At 52.3% G+C, this 18,745-nt stretch carries 15 protein-coding genes; 8 read left to right on the top strand and 7 right to left on the bottom strand.

Translation table 11 applies throughout. The annotated features are described in order from the left end of the window. Positions 1-58 precede the first annotated feature (58 nt). On the bottom strand, positions 59-2,836 hold the full coding sequence (locus tag C7434_RS17280) for a flavocytochrome c (RefSeq protein WP_133745721.1): 2,778 nt from the start codon (positions 2,834-2,836) through the stop codon (positions 59-61). Between the two features lie 585 nt (positions 2,837-3,421). On the opposite strand from C7434_RS17280, the gene C7434_RS17275 reads away from it, so the two are divergent. Both C7434_RS17275 and fumA read left to right on the top strand, forming a co-directional pair. After that, positions 3,422-4,933 (top strand): DASS family sodium-coupled anion symporter, encoded by a 1,512-nt coding sequence (locus tag C7434_RS17275; protein WP_133745720.1) that lies wholly within the window; start codon positions 3,422-3,424, stop codon positions 4,931-4,933. Positions 4,934-5,090: 157 nt separating this feature from the next. Continuing rightward, a complete protein-coding gene (gene fumA / locus C7434_RS17270; protein WP_006122067.1) occupies positions 5,091-6,737 on the top strand; it encodes a class I fumarate hydratase FumA in 1,647 nt (548 codons plus the stop codon). 44 nt (positions 6,738-6,781) lie between these two features. Here fumA and C7434_RS17265 read toward each other — a convergent pair whose 3' ends face one another. Both C7434_RS17265 and C7434_RS17260 read right to left on the bottom strand, forming a co-directional pair. Continuing rightward, on the bottom strand, positions 6,782-7,435 hold the full coding sequence (locus C7434_RS17265) for an SDR family oxidoreductase (protein ID WP_033742289.1): 654 nt from the start codon (positions 7,433-7,435) through the stop codon (positions 6,782-6,784). Between the two features lie 89 nt (positions 7,436-7,524). Further along, positions 7,525-8,592, bottom strand: coding sequence for an SDR family oxidoreductase (locus C7434_RS17260; RefSeq protein WP_033742291.1), 1,068 nt, complete (start codon positions 8,590-8,592; stop codon positions 7,525-7,527). 99 nt (positions 8,593-8,691) lie between these two features. On the opposite strand from C7434_RS17260, the gene C7434_RS17255 reads away from it, so the two are divergent. The 4 genes from C7434_RS17255 (at position 8,692) to proP (ending at position 13,893) form a co-directional block, all read left to right on the top strand. Then, positions 8,692-9,594 carry a LysR family transcriptional regulator gene (locus C7434_RS17255; RefSeq protein ID WP_006122064.1) on the top strand — a complete coding sequence of 301 codons (903 nt, stop codon included), beginning with the start codon at positions 8,692-8,694 and terminating at the stop codon, positions 9,592-9,594. A 245-nt stretch (positions 9,595-9,839) separates the two neighbouring features. Then, positions 9,840-10,664, top strand: coding sequence for a CDP-diacylglycerol diphosphatase (locus tag C7434_RS17250; protein WP_033742293.1), 825 nt, complete (start codon positions 9,840-9,842; stop codon positions 10,662-10,664). Between the two features lie 218 nt (positions 10,665-10,882). Then, positions 10,883-12,085 (top strand): MFS transporter, encoded by a 1,203-nt coding sequence (locus C7434_RS17245; protein WP_039339306.1) that lies wholly within the window; start codon positions 10,883-10,885, stop codon positions 12,083-12,085. A gap of 332 nt (positions 12,086-12,417) precedes the next feature. Continuing rightward, complete coding sequence (gene proP / locus C7434_RS17240) at positions 12,418-13,893, top strand: glycine betaine/L-proline transporter ProP (RefSeq protein ID WP_054687877.1); 1,476 nt, start codon at positions 12,418-12,420, stop codon at positions 13,891-13,893. Positions 13,894-13,951: 58 nt separating this feature from the next. On the opposite strand, the gene C7434_RS17235 is transcribed toward proP, so the two are convergent. After that, positions 13,952-14,488 (bottom strand): YbhB/YbcL family Raf kinase inhibitor-like protein, encoded by a 537-nt coding sequence (locus C7434_RS17235; protein WP_006122060.1) that lies wholly within the window; start codon positions 14,486-14,488, stop codon positions 13,952-13,954. Positions 14,489-14,830: 342 nt separating this feature from the next. Between C7434_RS17235 and C7434_RS17230 the strand changes: the two genes are divergently transcribed. Then, entirely contained in the window at positions 14,831-15,004 is a 174-nt protein-coding gene (locus tag C7434_RS17230) for a GhoT/OrtT family toxin (protein ID WP_006122059.1), read from the top strand. A 172-nt stretch (positions 15,005-15,176) separates the two neighbouring features. On the opposite strand, the gene clcA is transcribed toward C7434_RS17230, so the two are convergent. After that, positions 15,177-16,571, bottom strand: coding sequence for a H(+)/Cl(-) exchange transporter ClcA (gene clcA, locus C7434_RS17225; RefSeq protein WP_033742298.1), 1,395 nt, complete (start codon positions 16,569-16,571; stop codon positions 15,177-15,179). A gap of 83 nt (positions 16,572-16,654) precedes the next feature. Next, positions 16,655-16,804 (bottom strand): hypothetical protein, encoded by a 150-nt coding sequence (locus C7434_RS21995; RefSeq protein ID WP_155489655.1) that lies wholly within the window; start codon positions 16,802-16,804, stop codon positions 16,655-16,657. 22 nt (positions 16,805-16,826) lie between these two features. Between C7434_RS21995 and glsB the strand changes: the two genes are divergently transcribed. Next, complete coding sequence (glsB, locus tag C7434_RS17220; protein ID WP_006122057.1) at positions 16,827-17,747, top strand: glutaminase B; 921 nt, start codon at positions 16,827-16,829, stop codon at positions 17,745-17,747. Position 17,748: 1 nt separating this feature from the next. On the opposite strand, the gene C7434_RS17215 is transcribed toward glsB, so the two are convergent. After that, a complete protein-coding gene (locus C7434_RS17215; protein WP_033742301.1) occupies positions 17,749-18,690 on the bottom strand; it encodes a D-2-hydroxyacid dehydrogenase in 942 nt (313 codons plus the stop codon). Between the last annotated feature and the right edge of the window lie 55 nt (positions 18,691-18,745).

Here is an 18,745-nt window from a genome sequence, read left to right as displayed (position 1 = left end):
GACTCGGGGAGAAAGAAGAACCGGCATCCGATGTTATACGGATGCCGGATATCACGGCTTAGCGCTTGGCAAAAGCCGCTGCGTTTGCGCCAGCAAGAATACCAAAGATGATGATATCGGCAACCGCGTTTCCACCGATACGGTTTGCGCCGTGGATACCACCGACGACCTCACCACAAGCCCAGGCACCGTTAATAACCTGCTTCTTGGTGTCCAGTACTGCAGTCGCCGTGTTGATAGTCACGCCGCCCATTGTGTGATGGACGCCGGGCGCGATGCGAATGGCATAGAAAGGCCCTTCGCTTAACGGATGACGCAGCGCGGTTTGACGGCCAAAATCCTCGTCTTTCTGTTTAATCACAAAACCGTTGTAGCGTTGCAGTGTCTCTTCCAGCGTACGGTGTTCCATATTCAGCTTAACCGCCAGCTCCGCTACGCTCGGGGCGCTGATCACAAAGCCTTTCGCAATATATTCATCAGCGGCCTTGTTGTTCATACGGACCTGCTCGTCAAAGATAATCCAGGCACTTTTTTCTGGCAGCGCAATAATCTGCGCCGAAACTTTATCGCGAGTTTCCATTTCGTTGTAGAAGCGCTGGCCTGCCTGGCTGACCAGGATCGCCCCGCCACCGCGAATTGATTCTGAGACCAGGTAAGATGTCGTCTGCTCGACGGTCGGGTGAATCTGAATCTCGCCCATATCGACTGTATCCGCCCCAATTTTTTGCAGCATTGCGATGCCTGCACCGGTAGCGCCTTTATGGTTGGTGGTGACAAAACCATCCAGTTCCGGGCGATATTTCACCACCATTTCCCGGTTAGCACTGAAACCGCCTGTCGCCACAATCACGCTTTTTGCGTTCAGAATACGGCTGTCATTGTATTCATCCACCACCTTCACGCCGCTGACCGCGCCATTTTCAAACAGGATCTCTTCAACTGCGGTTTCAAGCAGCACGTCGATATTACGGCTGTTGATATTTTTCACCAGACCACTAATCAGGAAGCCGCCGACAGCGGAGCGGTCTGCAGGGCGATGCGTACGGTCGATACTCATACCGCCTGTGATAGTGATATCGTTAAGCTCAATACCGTGATCTGCCAGCCAGTCGATGGCTTCCGGCGCTAAGTCAACAAACTCACGCAACAGCGCGGGATTATTTTTAAATTTACCGCCTTTGAGGGTTTCTTCATAAAACAGCTCCTTGCTGTCCTGAATCCCTTTCAGCTTCTGAAAACGCGTTTCTGCGGCGTTCATCCCGACAGAGGCTTTAATGGTGTTGCCGCCAATGGTCGGCATCTTCTCAATGACCACCACTTTAGCGCCTTCATCGTGGGCCTGAATGGCGGCGGCCAGCCCTGCACCACCACTGCCAACAACCACAACGTCATACTGCTGTGGCGCGTTGGGATTGCCGCCCTCTTCAATGACGTGTGCTTTGTTCGATGTGGTCATTGCGCGTGAGACCGCTTTTTTCAGCGCTTCACTCTGTGTCGTCGCACCGGTAATCGCGTCAACATGTGGGCTGTTTGCCACCAGAATACGATTACGCAGACTTTCAAACGTGGTGGTGAAGTCCACATCCAGCGTGTCATCAGGAACCAGGGAAATATCGGTAATACGATCGGTATCCAGCGTAACGTTGATTTTCAGCTTCAGCGCTTCAGCCTCAACTTTCTCCTGATAAACGCCCGCTTTGTATTTACGACCGGTTTCGCTCATGTCACGAATCATGGCGTCAACCAGTGAGAAACGCCACAGAGGCTCGGGGATGAGTAAAGCTTCACGTTTGTTGCTGTCGATATAGAGTTCAAGGTGCTCATTATTGATGATGCGGTCAGTCCAGTCTGGATAAGCGATGCAGGCTTTACCGACGGCGACCAGGTCATAGCCTTTTTCCAGTGCCTTTTCTGCATCCTCTTTGTTAACCACGCCGCCGACACCTATTACCGGGACCTTCGCCAGGGTTTCTGACCGCATGGCAATAAACTTCTCAATAAGCGGTGTAGGATCGGTGGTATCCACGATGGATGGGCGCATCAACTGCCCGACAGAGAAGTGCACATAATCCAGGCCCCGTGCTGCAAGTTTCTCCAGTAAGTACATTGTGTCGTCAAAGCGGATGCCGGGCACTTCGAGTTCTTCAGGCGAAAAACGATAACCGATGATGAACGAGTTATGCGCAAAGCGCTCGGCCATCTTATGCGTGATATCCAGCACTTCCAGCGGGAAGCGGGCGCGGTTATCACGACTGCCGCCCCATTTGTCTTCACGCTGATTTGAGTTAGGTGAGTAGAATTGCTGAATAAGATAGGTGTTAGCGCCATGGATTTCTACGCCATCGAAACCCGCTTTGATGGCGCGGTTAACGGCATCACCAAATTTGGTGATCATGGTATCCACTTCTTCTGCCGTTAAGGCGCGGGGCGTCGTTGCCCCTTCACGGGGTGCCGCAATTGCGCTGGGCGCGACTGGGGTTTTACCGCCAATCAGTTCAGGCTCAACCATGCGTCCGCCGTGATAGATTTGAAGAATCGCGGTGGATCCTTTTTCCTTGATGGCGTCAGCGATGCGTTTTAAGCCGGGTATTTTGTTGTCGCTGTCGATGGCGATCGCACCCGGAAAAGCCGGGCCTTTTGGATCGATAAAGCAGCACTCAACAATCACTGTTCCGATACTGCCCGCACGTGCACGGTAATATTCAACCAACTCGCTGGTCACCGTACCATCATAAAATCCGGTACAGGTTGTCATTGGTGCCATGATCAGACGATTTTTTAAAACTGCACCACGCGGCAAGGTGAGGGGATTAAGAATTGGGGTGAGTGTATTCATTGCGATTAACTCCAAAATATCAAAAACCGGGAATTCTTTCTGGACGTTTTTAATTTAATTTAAGTGGTCCGATGTCATGCTTCTAATATATCAGTTAATTTAGTTTCATAAGATATAATTTTAATTATTTAACTTTTAAATATCTTTAGACTTTTTGTTTGATTGGAGTGATTTCGTGATGTATGGTTATTGTTAATCAATAGTTACCAAAAAGCAATAGTGAAACAGCAGTAAAATAAACCCATTAAAAACAATAATTTAAAATTAACGTTCTGCGTTTTTTCTTCCTGATGTGGTTGCAAAAAGTATTCAATGCTATCTTACTCACCTGTTCCTCATTGATTATTGTTTAATTTGTTAAAACATAAAAAATACAATTTAACTTGTTTGATCCAGATCAAAATTTTATTTTCCAGAAGTCGCATCATATTCACATGGTTTCTTAAATTTTCTGCATCGCACGAGTAGAAACGTTAAAAGAATATAAAACACCACGGGTTATTCTTATAATGTAGAATAAATAAAATGTCTTGAAGAATTCGCCGGGGCGTTAATCGTATTATCCTTAACTCGTAGAAAAACACTATGAAAACACTCTCAAACATGAAAGAGCCCCCTAAAGCAGCCCCTGCAGCTGCGGGCAAAAAAAATAAAGCACTGATGCTAGCCCTGCCTGTCATCGTCGCAGTGCTTTTATTACTCGTCCCCGTACCGTCCGGTCTTGAACCCTATGCATGGCATTTCTTCGCCATCTTTGTTGGGGTGATTGTAGGCTTGATTTTTGAGCCGCTGCCCGGTGCCGTAATTGGTCTGACAGGCGTCGTAGTCATCGCCCTCTTCAGTCAGTTTTTGCTGTTTAGTCCGACAGAACTGGCCAATCCGACATTTAAACTCGCAACGGAGTCCTTTAAATGGGCCGTCAGCGGCTTTGGTAATTCAACCGTGTGGCTGATCTTTGGCGCATTCATGTTTGCTGCTGGCTACGATAAAACGCAGTTTGGTCGTCGTCTGGCCCTGATTCTGGTGAAATATCTGGGCCGCCGCAGCTTAACATTAGGTTATGCCATCACTTTTGCTGACCTGCTTTTAGCACCCTTTACTCCGTCTAACACCGCGCGCAGTGGCGGTACCATCTACCCGATTATCGCCAACCTGCCACCGCTGTATGGCTCTAAACCCAACGATCCCAGCGCGCGCAAAATCGGATCCTACTTAATGTGGGTTGCCATCACGGCGGCCTGTATTACCAGCTCCATGTTCCTGTCTGCACTGGCGCCGAATCTGTTAGCCCTTGCTTTAGTCAAAAGCGTCATTGGCTTCGATATTTCCTGGGGAATGTGGTTTCTTGCCTTTATTCCTTTAGGTCTGCTGCTGATTCTGAGCATGCCGCTGCTGGCTTACTGGTTCTATCCACCTGAAGTCAAAGTGAATGATGAGGTGCCACGCTGGGCGATGGCAGAGCTTGAAAAACTGGGTAAACTGACCCGCAATGAAATCCTGTTACTGGTGTTTGTGGTCTGTGCGCTGTTGATGTGGATTTTTGCTACTGCCTGGATCGAACCGGCCATGGCGGCACTGTTAGTCATCATCCTGATGCTGTGGACTGGTGTGCTTAACTGGAATGATATCACCAGCAACAAAGCGGCCTGGAACACTTTTGCCTGGTTTGCCACGCTGGTAGCCCTGGCTGACGGTCTGGCCAGAGTGGGCTTTATCGCCTGGCTGGGTAAAGAAGGAGGAATATTACTTCAAGGCTATGATCCACAGATCTCGGCGGTCGTGTTGTTAATTGCCTTTTTCCTGCTGCATTACCTGTTCGCCAGTACCACCGCGCACACAACGGCGTTACTGCCTGCCATGTTGACGATTGCCGCCTCGATTCCTGGCATCAATATGCCCGTGTTCTGTCTGATGCTGTGTACCTCTCTGGGCGTGATGGGCATCATCACACCTTACGGTACAGGTCCGAGCCCTATTTATTACGGCAGCGGCTACTTACCTACTAAGGATTACTGGCGACTGGGAACTATCTTCGGCGCTATCTTCCTGATTGCAATGATGCTGATTGCTTATCCCTGGATGGTGTGGATGTTCTGACCGCGCCCTGTGCAATCCAGCGCGTCATACGATAACATGCCACTACTTGCCAGCCTGCGCTTACGGCTGGCAAGCATAATAAACAACGAATTCGCCTGTGATGTTGCTCCTGTCAGCCTGTCTCAAAAGGAGCCAGCACGTCATTAAGTGAGATACCATGTCGAACAAACCTTTTTATTATCAGAACCCCTTCCCTCTTACCCACGAGGATACCGAATACTACCTGCTCAGCCCTGACTATGTTTCCGTTGCTGAATTTGACGGGCAGGAGGTGCTGAAAGTAGAGCCTCAGGCGTTAACCCTACTGGCACAACAGGCTTTTCATGATGCTTCCTTTATGTTGCGCCCGGCCCACCAGCAGCAGGTGGCCTCTATTCTTGATGATCCTGAAGCCAGCGATAACGACAAATATGTGGCACTCCAGTTCCTGCGCAATTCAGAAATCGCGGCCAAAGGTGTACTGCCAACCTGCCAGGACACCGGTACAGCCATCATTATGGGGAAAAAAGGTCAGCGCGTGTGGACAGGTGGAGGTGATGAGGCCGCCCTGTCAAAGGGGATCTACAATACCTATATCGAAGACAATCTGCGTTACTCACAGAACGCGGCGCTGGACATGTATAAAGAGGTCAACACCGGGACTAACCTGCCCGCCCAGATCGATCTCTACAGCGTGGATGGTGACGAATACAAGTTTCTCTGCATCGCCAAAGGGGGCGGTTCAGCCAACAAAACCTATCTGTACCAGGAAACCAAAGCCCTGCTCAGCCCGGGTAAGCTGAAGAATTATCTTGTCGATAAAATGCGCACCCTGGGCACCGCAGCCTGTCCGCCTTACCATATCGCCTTTGTCATTGGCGGTACCTCCGCTGAAAGCACGCTGAAAACCGTGAAGCTGGCGTCAACGCACTACTACGATGGCTTGCCAACAGAAGGCAACGAGCATGGCCAGGCATTCCGCGATGTTCAGCTGGAACAGGAATTACTGGAAGCCGCACAGCAGTTAGGGCTGGGCGCACAGTTTGGCGGAAAATATTTCGCCCACGATATCCGCGTTATCCGTCTGCCACGCCACGGCGCATCCTGCCCCGTCGGTATGGGCGTCTCCTGCTCCGCTGACCGCAATATCAAAGCCAAAATCAACCGCGACGGTATCTGGATTGAGAAGCTGGAAGCCAATCCTGGACGCTATATTCCTGAAGCGCTGCGCAAACAGGGTGAGGGCGAGGTGGTGCATATTGACCTGAATCGCCCAATGAATGAGATTCTTGCACAGCTTTCTGAGTATCCGGTGTCCACCCGTCTGTCCCTGACCGGCACCATTATCGTGGCCCGCGATATTGCGCATGCGAAATTGAAAGAACGTATTGATAACGGCGAAGGCCTGCCGCAGTACATCAAGGATCACCCGGTATACTATGCCGGACCGGCAAAAACGCCTGAAGGCTATGCATCGGGTTCACTGGGCCCGACAACAGCAGGCCGCATGGATTCCTATGTTGACCTTCTGCAGGCAAATGGCGGCAGCAAAGTGATGCTGGCAAAAGGCAACCGCAGCCAGCAGGTTACTGATGCCTGTCATAAACACGGCGGGTTTTACCTGGGCAGTATTGGCGGACCCGCGGCAGTTCTGGCGCAACAGAGCATCAAGAGCCTGGAGTGTGTGGAATACGCTGAGTTAGGAATGGAAGCAATCTGGAAAATCGAGGTAGAAAATTTCCCGGCCTTCATTCTGGTCGATGACAAAGGAAATGACTTTTTCCAGCATATCGAACGTGAACACTGCTCGCGCTGTGTAAAATAAGCTGGCAGTAACAGAAAACGGCCCCCTGACAGGGGCCGTTTTTTTTAGCGCTGCAAACGTTGCAGAGCGTGACTGATGCTTTCATCACCTGCGGTCAGTTCAATGATTTTGTGATTCAGTTGCGGTGTTTCAACGAGCGCCACCAGCGTGGCGGCAACGTCTTCACGTGGAACCGCTCCGTAGGGGATGGCGTAACCGGCTCGTACGGTGCCACTGCCCGCCGTATCCGTTAACGTCCCGGGACGCAGGATTACCCAGTCAAGCTGACTTTCCACCAGGCGAACATCCGCCAGCCGCTTCACATGCATGTAGTTCTCGAAGCCTTCAGACGTTTTTTCGCCCCGCGCCGCATCCGGAAAAACCGACACCAGCAAAAAACGGTTAACCCCCGCCTTCTCTGCTGCAGCAACCGCCAGCGCCAGACCCTGACCATCAATAGCATTAGTGAGTTCAATGCCAGCACCACCCGCCCCTGCGCTGAAAATCACCACCTCATGACCGGTCATTTTCTGCCCTAGCGTCTCAACACTGAGTTTCTGAAGATCGCCCATGATCGGTGTCGCGCCCACAGCGGTGATGGCTTCGGCCTGCTCCGGTTTACGGTGCAGCGCCGAGACCGTATGCTGTCTGGCGCAAAGCTGTTTCGTCAGGTGGGTACCTACTTTTCCCGCCGCGCCAATGATAAAACACGTTGCCATCGTCCTGGTCCTTATTTCACGTCAGTCAGACTACAAGTATAACCCTTAGCGCAGCGACGATGGCCTTCCGCTGACAGGGCCGAATCCCGTTACTGCGGGATGATTTTTTCCTGCTTCAGCTTATCGAACAGCTGGATGAATGAATCCAGCGTGCTGCGGTAGCCGGTAAACCCCGCTTTACGGCTTTTACTCATATCGGTAAAGGCTTCCATTGGACGGCCCAGATCGGCGTCAGTGTGCCACCACGACGCCAGTCGGGTGACGTCGCTCTCGCGCAGGTTTTCGCGCCCGGCAATGGCCTGCCATACGCTGGCAGCGTCCTGCATACGGCCATCGAGCGGCATCATTTTTGCCGGATAAGCAGCGGCTTCAATACCAAAATATTCAGCCAGTTTCGGCCACATCCAGTTCCAGCGGAACACATCACCATTGACAGCGTTAAAATCCTGATTGGCCGCGTCTGGACTGGTTGCCGCCCACTCAAGTTGTTCAGCCAGGAGATCCGCATCGGTCATATCCACAACGCCGTTCCACTGTTCAGGTGAGCCCGGGAAGATAAACGGCCAGCCTTTTTCTTTACACAAGGTCGCGTAAACGGCCAGCGTCTGCCCCATGTTCATGGCATTGCCGAGCGCATAGCCAATGATGGTATGGGGACGATGGACACTCCAGCGGTAGCCGTACTTGTCAGCGCCTGCAAAAACCTCATCTTCCTGCGCGTAATAAAAGTTATCAACGGGCTGACGACCTTGTTCTTCACGGAAAGGCGTAACCGGCACCGCACCTTTACCGTAAGCCTCGAACGGCCCCAGATAGTGCTTCAGCCCGGTGACAAGGGCAACATGCGCCCCTTGTAAGCGCTCGCCGAGTGCCTCAATGACATTACGGATCATCCCGCCATTGACGCGGATATTCTCTTTTTCGCTGTCCTGACGTGCCCACACGCTGAAGAATACCGCATCGGGTTTCGTATCTTTCAGGGTAGCGCGCACCGCATCGGGATCGGTCAAATCGGCCGTCAGACTGTAGCAGCCTTGCGGAACAGCGCCGCGACCGCGGGATAATCCGCTGACCTGCCATCCGTCTTTCATTAACCTTTCAGCCAGCGCTCGTCCGATAACCCCGCTGATTCCGACAATCAAAGCCTGTTTTTGCATGTTAATTCTCCTCGTTTTGCGTAATGCTAAGCGTAATAGAGAATTTAATTCCTATTATTGGTAATTATTCACAGCATTCTCAACCTGAGTTCATCAATCATGCACGATCAACGTCTTAAGGATATTGTTCCCTTTGTTGCCAGTGTTGAAAGCGGCAGTTTTACTGCTGCGGCAGCACGTCTGCATGTCACCGGCTCCGCCGTCAGTAAAAGCGTCAGTCGGCTGGAAGCGCGGCTGGGCTCGCGCCTGCTGGAGCGCACAACACGCAGGCTGCAGCTCACCGATGCCGGTAACGCCTATTACCAAACCTGCATACGCATCATGGAGGAGCTTGCTGAAGCTGAGTCAGTTCTGGCAGCACAACGTATTATTCCGTCAGGACGCCTGCGACTCGCTGTGCCGCATACGTATGGTCGCCTGAATGTGATGCCGTTGCTGATTCCGTTTTGCCAGCAGCATCCCGAGCTTGAGCTCAGAGTGAGCTTTTCAGATCGTTTTATTGATCTCTTCGACGAAGGTATTGATGTCGCGGTCAGGATTGGCGGATCCGCCGATTTACCAGCCTCAATGGGCAGTCGCTACCTGGGACGAGAGAGAATGGTGTTTTGTGCATCGCCAGCCTGGCTGGATCGCGAAGGCCGGCCACAGGACGAACAGGCGCTGATGCAACATCGGGCCATTCTTTACGAACGCGCGGATAATACGCCCAAACCCTGGTTATTCCCCCGTGAAGAAGGACATGTCCAGTGGCGAGACATGCCGTTTCGGATGGCATTGGGTGATGTAGATGCGCAACTCCAGGCGGTCATAGCCGGACTTGGCATAGCGCAAATGCCCTCCTGGCTGGTAAACAGTGCCGTAGCTAAAGGCGAACTGGAGATTATCCTGCCACAATTACAGCCTGATGGTCTGGCCCTGAGCGTCATCTGGCCACGCCGTAAGCAACTGCTGCCGAAGGTAGATGCCTTGTTATCCGCACTGACACAGCTGGTGATTCGCTAAGTGATCAAAGATCTCACCTCTGCGGCCGACGGGCGTTCGGCACGGCCAGCGCAGAAACACGTGCGGGATGATCTTCTGTCACACACGCTGTGGCCTTTATTGTGGCGTGTCGCTAATTTATTGTGTAGCCGGTGGAACGGATAAGCCTGTAAGGACAAATAAGGTATGGCTTTTCAGAGCGCGAACACTTCGGATTATGCACATAGTACGGCGCCACGCGGCACGTTAACACCGGCGGCAGTCTGATGCCTCTCCTGCCCCTTCTGTGCCGCCTGAGTATTCTGGCAGGGATAGCTTTTGCGCTGTCAGGCTGTGCGCGCCAGGATGCGTTGTGGATGGTGACGAACGACGTTTGCAGGGTGAACTACGCGTACACTGGCTATGCTGCCCCCTGCCAGCAAGTCTATCTTGCAAAAGGGGAACAGCAGGGCTTCAGCGTTATTCAAAATCCACGTTATCCGTATCATTTTATTCTGGTGCCCACACTTTTGTTATCTGGTATCGAAAGCCCCTTATTGTCGTATACGACCCGCACAGACTATTTCGGTTATGCGTGGCTGATGCGTTATCGCGTAATGGCGGCGTATGGCGGAACGGTGCCGGAAGACAGGCTGGGCATGGCTGTCAATTCCGCCTGGGGGCGCAGCCAGAATCAACTGCATATTCATCTCACCTGCCTGCGGGAAGATGTCTATCGCCAGTTACAGGCTGAACGCCCTTATATTCTGGATGACTGGCATCCCCTGCCAGACAAATTGTTAACGCACACTTATTATGCGCGACGCGTCCTGCAGCCCAGTGTGATGGGCATTTATCCTGTTGCATCCGTTGCCCGCGATTTTCATCTGTCTCCGCCTCAGTTGGCGGAATACGGGATTGCCGTTGTTCCTGCCACGTTTTCAGGAAAAAACGGCTTTATCCTGCTGGTGACGCGACGAGGCTGGGATAAAGGGAACCGGGCATCCGTCGAATCGCTTCTGGATAAAAATTGTGAAATTCTGCACGACCCAACACTGCTCCCTCCGCAGGCCTCCCCAGTGGCAACGATGAAGACAGTGCCGCATCAATAAGGGGATGGCACGCTATGGCATAAAGCCTGACCGCTGGCAGCCTCAGTGCCCCTCACACAGTCAGCCAGTCATTAGACTAAATTACACAAAACGTGAATTTTTTCATTTTGTAACTTTAACGTTATGTTACTGAGTATTTTTACTGCCATGATGCATTGCGTTACGCATTGAAATGTGGTCGTTACCCACACCTTCTTATCAGCTACAGGGAAAAGCACATGTCACAACGGTCACTTCAGGCGCTGTGCCTGATGAGTTTTTTTCTGGCCGACGTCAGAGACGGCCTTGGGCCCTTTTTAGGCATTTTTTTGACAGAACGCCACTGGAGCCCGGATGAAATAGGCCTGGTGATGACCTCAGGCGGTATCGCCGGACTGCTCTCAACGTTACCGGCGGGTGTGGTTGCCGACGCCACACGTTACAAACGCTTTATTATCCTGGCGGGTTGTGTCGTGATTACGGTCGCTACCTTACTGCTCTGGTACAGCAATCAGTCATGGACGGCGATTATTTCGCAAATCGTCGCGGGCATCGCTGCCGCCTTCATCGGTCCGACGGTGGCAGGTATAACGCTGGGCCTGACCGGGCAAAAAGGGTTCAACCGTCAGATGGGACGAAACGAAGCCTATAACCATGCGGGGAATACGCTGGCGGCTGTCCTTGCAGGTTTTGCCGCCTGGAAATGGGGGCTGGGTGCGGTGTTCATCCTGATGATGGTCATGGCGGTATTTGCGGCTATCGCCACCCTGGCTATTCGTGCAGACGATATTGACCATGATGTGGCGCGCGGCCTGGACGATAAATCGTCGGATAAACCTACGCTCAGCCTGTGGATACTGGCGCGCAAACCGGCGTTGCTGGTGGCCGGATTGACGCTGCTGCTGTTCCATCTGGCTAACGCTGCGCTGTTGCCCATGCTGAGCATGCGTGTGGCCTCCTCAACCGGACCTGATACGGTGGATCCCGGCCTGTATGCTGCCGCAACGGTCGTAATTTCCCAGTTAGTGATGATCCCTGTCGCGATCTTTGTCTCTAAACGTGTCGATCACATTGGCTATCGCCGTTTAATCATGACCGCACTGTTAATGATGCCACTGCGCGCGGTTATTGCAGCAGAATTTCCGGAGACCTTTTTCGTGGTTCCCGTACAAATCCTGGACGGTATTGCGGCCGGGATACTGGGCGTCGCCGTGCCGGGCTATATCGTGTCGCTGTTGCGCGGCAGTGGGCACGTGAACGCTGGCCAGAGTGTGGTAATGCTGATGCAGGGCGTTGGGGCGTCCATGAGCCCGGCCATGACAGGCCTGATTGTGGCCCGTTACTCTTACAGTATTGCCTTTAGCGCATTAGGCTGCATTGCCCTGGTAGCCTTGATGTTGTGGTGGTTCTCGGGCCGGACACCCGAGGCGAAGCCTGCCTGATGTGCCCTTCTCTGCCAGCCCTGGCTGGCAGAGAGTCTTCGCGCACCACTTTTAACGGGCTCCCGGGTCACTCTCAGTGCCTTTTGGAAAACATAGCAAAATGTAAATAAAAGTAAAAACTCATTTTCTGCTATCTCACTTATAAGACAGTCTTTTTTCCCAGAGACTTGCAAAAAATGACATTCATCGACTATGTTTCTACGCTGCGGTTAAGAACGCTCTATCATTAAAGTTACTGGCCTCTTATAGCTTTCACTTCCTTCTCTTCCGTTAACCTCGCTGACTGGCTGCGAAAGCTATAGGTCGTCCCATTTAAGTCGTATGAGGAAAATATGGATACTAACCATTCATCGTCAACCAGGCCAAAAAAGCATTTCTGGAATAAAAGGCCAAAAAAACTCACTGTTGATGATATTACCGTTATTGATAATGACATGCTGAAGCGGGCAGTAGGGGCCGCGGCATTAGGCAATGCCATGGAGTGGTTCGACTTCGGGGTTTACAGCTATCTGGCGGTGATCATCGGTAAGGTTTTCTTTCCCGATGCCAATAACGCGATTCAGCTTATCGCCACCTTTGGTACTTTTGCGGCCGCCTTTTTAGTGCGTCCACTGGGTGGGATGGTCTTTGGTCCACTTGGCGATCGGATTGGACGCCAGAAGGTGTTGGCGATAACGATGATCATGATGTCGATTGGCACGTTTTGTATCGGCATTATCCCTTCTTATGCCTCTATCGGGATAATGGCCCCCATTCTCTTGTTGGTCGCCCGCCTGGTGCAGGGGTTCTCAACGGGCGGTGAATATGGCGGTGCAGCCACCTTCATCGCAGAATATTCAACAGACAAACGTCGCGGTTTCATGGGCAGCTTCCTGGAGTTTGGAACGCTTGGCGGTTACCTGCTGGGCGCGTGTCTGGTGACGGTCATGACTTCGGTAATCTCGTCCGAGGCGATGATGTCGTGGGGCTGGCGCGTGCCCTTTTTTATCGCCGCACCGTTGGGCTTGTTCGGCCTGTATGTGCGTCTGAAACTGGAAGAAACGCCGGCCTTCAAACAGCATATGCAAAAGCAGGAGGAACTGGAGCAAAGCAAACCGCGCCTGAGCCTGTTTAAGATGCTAAGTAAGCATCGTGTCCCGATGATGAAATGTATCGGCCTGGTCCTGTTATTTAACGTGTCGAACTATATGCTGACGTCGTATATGCCCAGCTATCTGACCGGCGTGCTGGGTTTACCTGAACTGAGCGGTCTGTTACTGGTCATGGTTGTCATGTTTGTGATGATGCCGCTCACGCTGATGTGGGGCCGCTGGACCGATCGCATTGGGCGCCGCCCGGTGATTGGTTTCGGTGCGGTAGGGCTGATTTTGCTCTCAATCCCCTGCTTTATGTTGATCGGGACACATAATATGTGGGCCGTCTTTGCGGGACTGTTGATTCTGGGCGTGCTCCATACCTGCTTCAGCGGCACAATGCCCTCGACATTACCGGCACTGTTTACCACGGATATTCGTTACAGTGCGCTCGCCATCGGCTTTAATCTGTCTGTATCGTTGTTTGGCGGGACAACCCCGTTACTGACAGCATGGCTGGTCGATACCACGCAGAATACCATGATGCCAGCGTACTATATGATGGTGGCGGGTGTGATTGGATTACTGACGATTCTGACGGTCAGGGAAACCGCCCGTAAGCCGTTAAGCGGTTCATCCCCCGCTGTGGCAACCGAAGCTGAAGCGCATAGCCTGATTAGAAAACTGGATAAAAGCGCAGAACCAGTGCCACCCTCACCAGCCGACGCGAAATAAAGCAAACTCACGAAAAACACCCTGCACATGCAGGGTGTTTTTTTGATCGCATAGCACGTTAGTCATTGCCGAAACGGGCGACGGTGCTTGCAGCAGCCAGCGCATGCCCTTTAAGTTTACTCAGCAGTTGATCATGCGTTAAACCGGCTTCAAGCGCAGACGGCGGCAGGTCTGTGGCAATAAGCACAAAGTTGTAGTGATGAAGCCCAGATCCCACAGGGGGACAAGGACCATAATAGTGCGCCGTACCCGGTGAATTTTTACCGCCGGTATAGCCTTTCCCCTGCGTCAGTTCGCCCTGAGCAAATGCGCTGCGTTCAGCGGCAATGTTGTACGCCACCATATGCGTAACCCCGAGCCCTTTTGCGCCAACAGGATCGGTCATCAGCAAGGCAAAGCTTTTTGTGCCCGCCGGTGTTTCGGACCAGTTGAGTTCAGGAGAAACATTCTGCCCGGTACAGGCTGGTTTACTTTTATCTGCGCCCGCGAACTTCTTATCCAGCACGCCATTATCACTAAAATCTTTTGACTGCAGCGTCAAAGCCAATGCCGCAGGACTCAAACAAATTAATAGCAGAGAAATTAGTTTATTCACCGGGTACTCCTGTGCGAAACCGTATTGAGAGGAGGTAAGCGTGAGGCACGTTGCCGTAAACAGTATATGTCGCAAAGCCTGGCTGTGCAGAAGCATGAGACGCTATGAAAGCGAGGGCTGTCATTAGCCTGAAGGCTTACGGTAAGCGCGAGCATGCTGTTACATAATCGCCTGAACTTTCGACGATTTCAGCATGAAATCGCCAGCTCACCTTGGCTGCTCTACGGTTTACCTTCTTAGAGAGGCATTGTTTTTTTATTTACACAAAAGGTCTGATACTTGATCTAAGTCACAAAAAACCGCATGATCGTAACAAATCATGAATCAGGGATAAGGGCTCAAATGACACTTTATCAACACATGTTGGTTTTCTACGGCGTGGTTGCTTTTGTTGCCGCGCTCATTACGTTTTTTATCGCCCGCGACAAACTCAGCATTAAATTACTGAGTGCCTTTCTGGTGGGTGCAACCTGGCCGATGAGTTTCCCCGTCGCCCTTATGTTCGCGTTGTTTTAAGGCCTTTCTCCTGCCCGTGCCGGCTGGCTTTTCCTGATCGCTTTTCTCTCTGCCAGACCTTTCCCTGCACAAGCCTGCGTGATATCGCACCTGTTCCGCGCAGTCTGCTTTACATACGGACGCCATCCTTTTACAGATGGCGCGCGCCCTGCCTGCCGTAATCGGGATGCTTTTACCGCGCCGTTGCCCCCTCCTCCTGAGGTTGTTGTTTTGCCAGCGTACGTGCCAGTATCGTTGAATACAGCGGTGTACCGCCGAAATACTGTGCAGAGAGTGTCGCACCGAGACAGGTAATAATCATCGGCAGGATCAACTGATAATTGTTGGTCATCTCCAGTACCAGAATAATTCCGGTGAGCGGTGCCCGAACAGAAGCGGCAAACAAGGCGCCCATGCCTGCTACGGCAAACGTCGCGGCTTCAAGATGATAGGCTGGGAACAGGTTAACGCACAGTTGCCCCACGCAGGTACCCAGTAAGGTGCCCAGCGTCAGCATGGGGGCGAAAATGCCCCCTGGGGCGCCAGAGGCAAAACACAGTAGCGTGACGACCGCCCGCAATAAAAATAAGGACAGTAAGGCAATCGACGTATAGTTTCCTGCGGTAAAGTCGGGGATGAGCGTAATCCCGCCGGTTACGCCCTGGGGCAATATCAGCCCCAGTAAGCCACATAAGCCGCCCAATAACGCCCCACCCAGGACCCAGCGTGATGTCCGTCCCTGATGCAGCCTTTGAAACAGATCCTGAAGGGTAAATATCAGGCGATTAAAAGCGACGCCACAACCGCCAAATAAAATCCCCAGCAGTAAATATAACCAGAGCGTCTGGATCGGAGCGTCTTTTAACTGACCAATATTGATAATGGGCTGATTACCGTTCAGCGCAAGAAAAACGATGCTTGACGTACTGACGCCCACAAACACCGCTTTAATGGAGATAAGGCTAAAGCGGAACTGCAGACGCATTTCTTCAATGATAAACAGAATGCCCGCCAGCGGTGCATTAAAGGCTGCGGCCAGACCTGATGCGGCCCCGGTAGCCAAAATAGTGTGGCGGGATTCAGAGGAGCGCATGCGAAAGATATCGAGGCACATACGCCCGATGTTACCACCAATCTGAACCGTCGGGCCTTCACGACCCAGCACCATGCCAGAACCAATTGCGCCAAGTCCGCCAAAGAATTTAACCGGCAACACGCGCCACCAGCGCACCGGCCTCAGTTCTTCCAGCGCACCTTCGATTTCAGGAATGCCCGAACCGCCTGCTTCCGGCGCAAAGCGCCTGACAAGAAAATAGCCTGTCGCGGCCAGCACGGCGGAAAAAATAAAAGCGTAGCAGCCAAGAAGAAAGACATTATTTTCATGCTGGCTCAGCCAGTTGACCCGCGAATGAATCACCCAGCCAACGGCTTTATCAAACGCCACCGCGGTCAGGCCAGTCAGCACACCCACCAGCGCGGCCATCAGCAGCAACGCGGCCGGTGTTTTGTCTCGACGTATAATATATTGCAACAGACGGAGCCGACGAGGCCGAAAAATCCCGTGTCGGTTTGAAACAGAAGCGCGCATGCCTGACCTCAAATATCCTGCTGAAAACTGACGACCCAAATTAAATCGAGAGGTTAGCGTATTTGCAGCATTATTCCTCGCTTTTATTTATCTCTGGATTTTACTACGCCAGCAACGCCTGCTGTTCTGCCACTCGCCACCCGCGAAGAACATGATTTCAGGATGTGCACGGCAATTTTATCCATAAACCATTGATTTGCGCCTGAAGGGCGCTCATCATCCTGCGCCATCATCGCTTATTCTGGAGTGAAACGTGTGACCACGCTGAGTAATGCCTTGCTGGAAGAGGTTCTTGAACAGGTTCGTCCCTTAATTCATCGCGGTAAGGTAGCCGATTATATTCCGGCACTGGCCGACGTCGCTGCCGATCATTTAGGTATTGCCGTCTGTCTGCGTGACGGCACAGTCTTTCAGGCGGGTGATGCTGAAACGCGCTTTTCCATCCAGTCGATTTCTAAAGTCCTCTCCTTAACTGTTGCACTGACGCGCTATGAGGATGCGGAGATCTGGCAACGCGTGGGTAAAGAGCCCTCAGGTCAGCCGTTCAATTCACTGGTTCAGCTTGAACTTGAGCAGGGAAAACCGCGTAATCCTTTTATTAACGCCGGCGCGCTGGTGATCTGTGATTTGCTTGAAACGCGTCTTACAGCACCGCGCCAGCGTATGCTTGAGATTATCCGTCAACTGAGCCAGCAACCTGATATTCAGTACGATCGTCATGTCGCGCGTTCAGAGTTTGAACACTCAGCCCGCAACGCGGCTATCGCCTGGTTAATGAAGTCATTTGGCAATTTTGACAATGACGTGACCAACGTGATGCAGACCTACTTTCACTACTGCTCATTGTCCATGAACTGTATTGAACTGGCCCGCAGTTTTATTTACCTGGCAAACCAGGGAAAAACGCTTGACGGCTCGGCGCTCATCACCTCCCGTCAGGCCCGGCAAATCAATGCCTTGATGATCACCAGTGGCATGTACGATGGGGCGGGTGAATTTGCCTGGCGTGTCGGCATGCCCGCAAAATCGGGCGTAGGTGGCGGTATTATTGCCGTGGTCCCGGGCGAAATGAGTATAGCGGTATGGTCACCCGGGCTGGACAGTGCAGGCAACTCGCTGGCAGGCACTGCCGCGCTGGAGTGCCTGACTGACAGGCTGGGCCGCTCAATATTCTGACTCAGCTGACAACATTTACAGGCCGGTTTTGCTCAAAGCCAGCCAGATTGACCATGATGCCTTGCAACAAATTGTGCATACCACTTTTGCTTGCCCAGGCAATATGCGGCGTGACAAGCAGATTCGGCACATCGGCCTGAAGCAGAGGATGATCGGCTGGCGGCGGCTCACTGCTCAGCACATCCAGTGCCGCTCCGGCTATCGTGCCCTGTTGCAATGCCTCCGCCAAATCAGCTTCATGAATCAGACCGCCACGCGCTGTGTTGATCAACAGCGCATGGGGTTGCATCTTATTCAGGGTTTCACTGTTAATCAGATGCCGGGTTTGTTCGCTCAGGGGACAATGCAGCGAAATCACATCGCTTGCGGCCAGCATCTCGTCAAAACTTACATAGCCCTCACGCACCCTGGTGCTGTCCCTGCGTTCGGCAAAGCACACCTTCATGCCGAGCGCCTGTGCCAGCCTGCCCACGGCGATACCAATGTCTCCTTTTCCCACAATGCCTAATGTTGCCCCCGCAATATCCTGAATCGGTGAACGGTGAAAACAAAAATGAGAAGAGGCAGGCCATACTTCACGCGTGAACGTCGCGTATTCCACTATCTGGCGACGCAACGCAAAAATAAAGGCGATCACGCATTCTGAAACGCTTTGCGTTGAATAGCCGGGGATATTACTCACGACGATTCCACGTTCCCGACACGCCGGAATATCAATGCAATCAAAGCCCGTGGCGGTGACGCAGATGTAGCGCAGGTCAGGAAGCTGCGCCAGCGTCGCCGCACGCAGCGGGACTTTATTGGTGATGGCAATCGTTGCGCCCTTTAACGCCTCAATAATCTCATTGTCGTGCGTTTCTTCACGAAAACACCAGTCGCTGCACCAGTCAGGTTGAGAAGGAGGGACGGGCAGCGTGCCGCCATCAAGCGTTACGATTTTCATGACGTATCCTTTATCACGTTTTGCGGATGAATAATGTTGCTCAAATGTATGGCAG

It is taken from the genome of Pantoea sp. PNA 14-12 (assembly GCF_004364735.1).
Classification (GTDB): Bacteria; Pseudomonadota; Gammaproteobacteria; order Enterobacterales; family Enterobacteriaceae; genus Pantoea; species Pantoea stewartii.
This window is presented reverse-complemented; position numbering and strand designations above follow the sequence as displayed.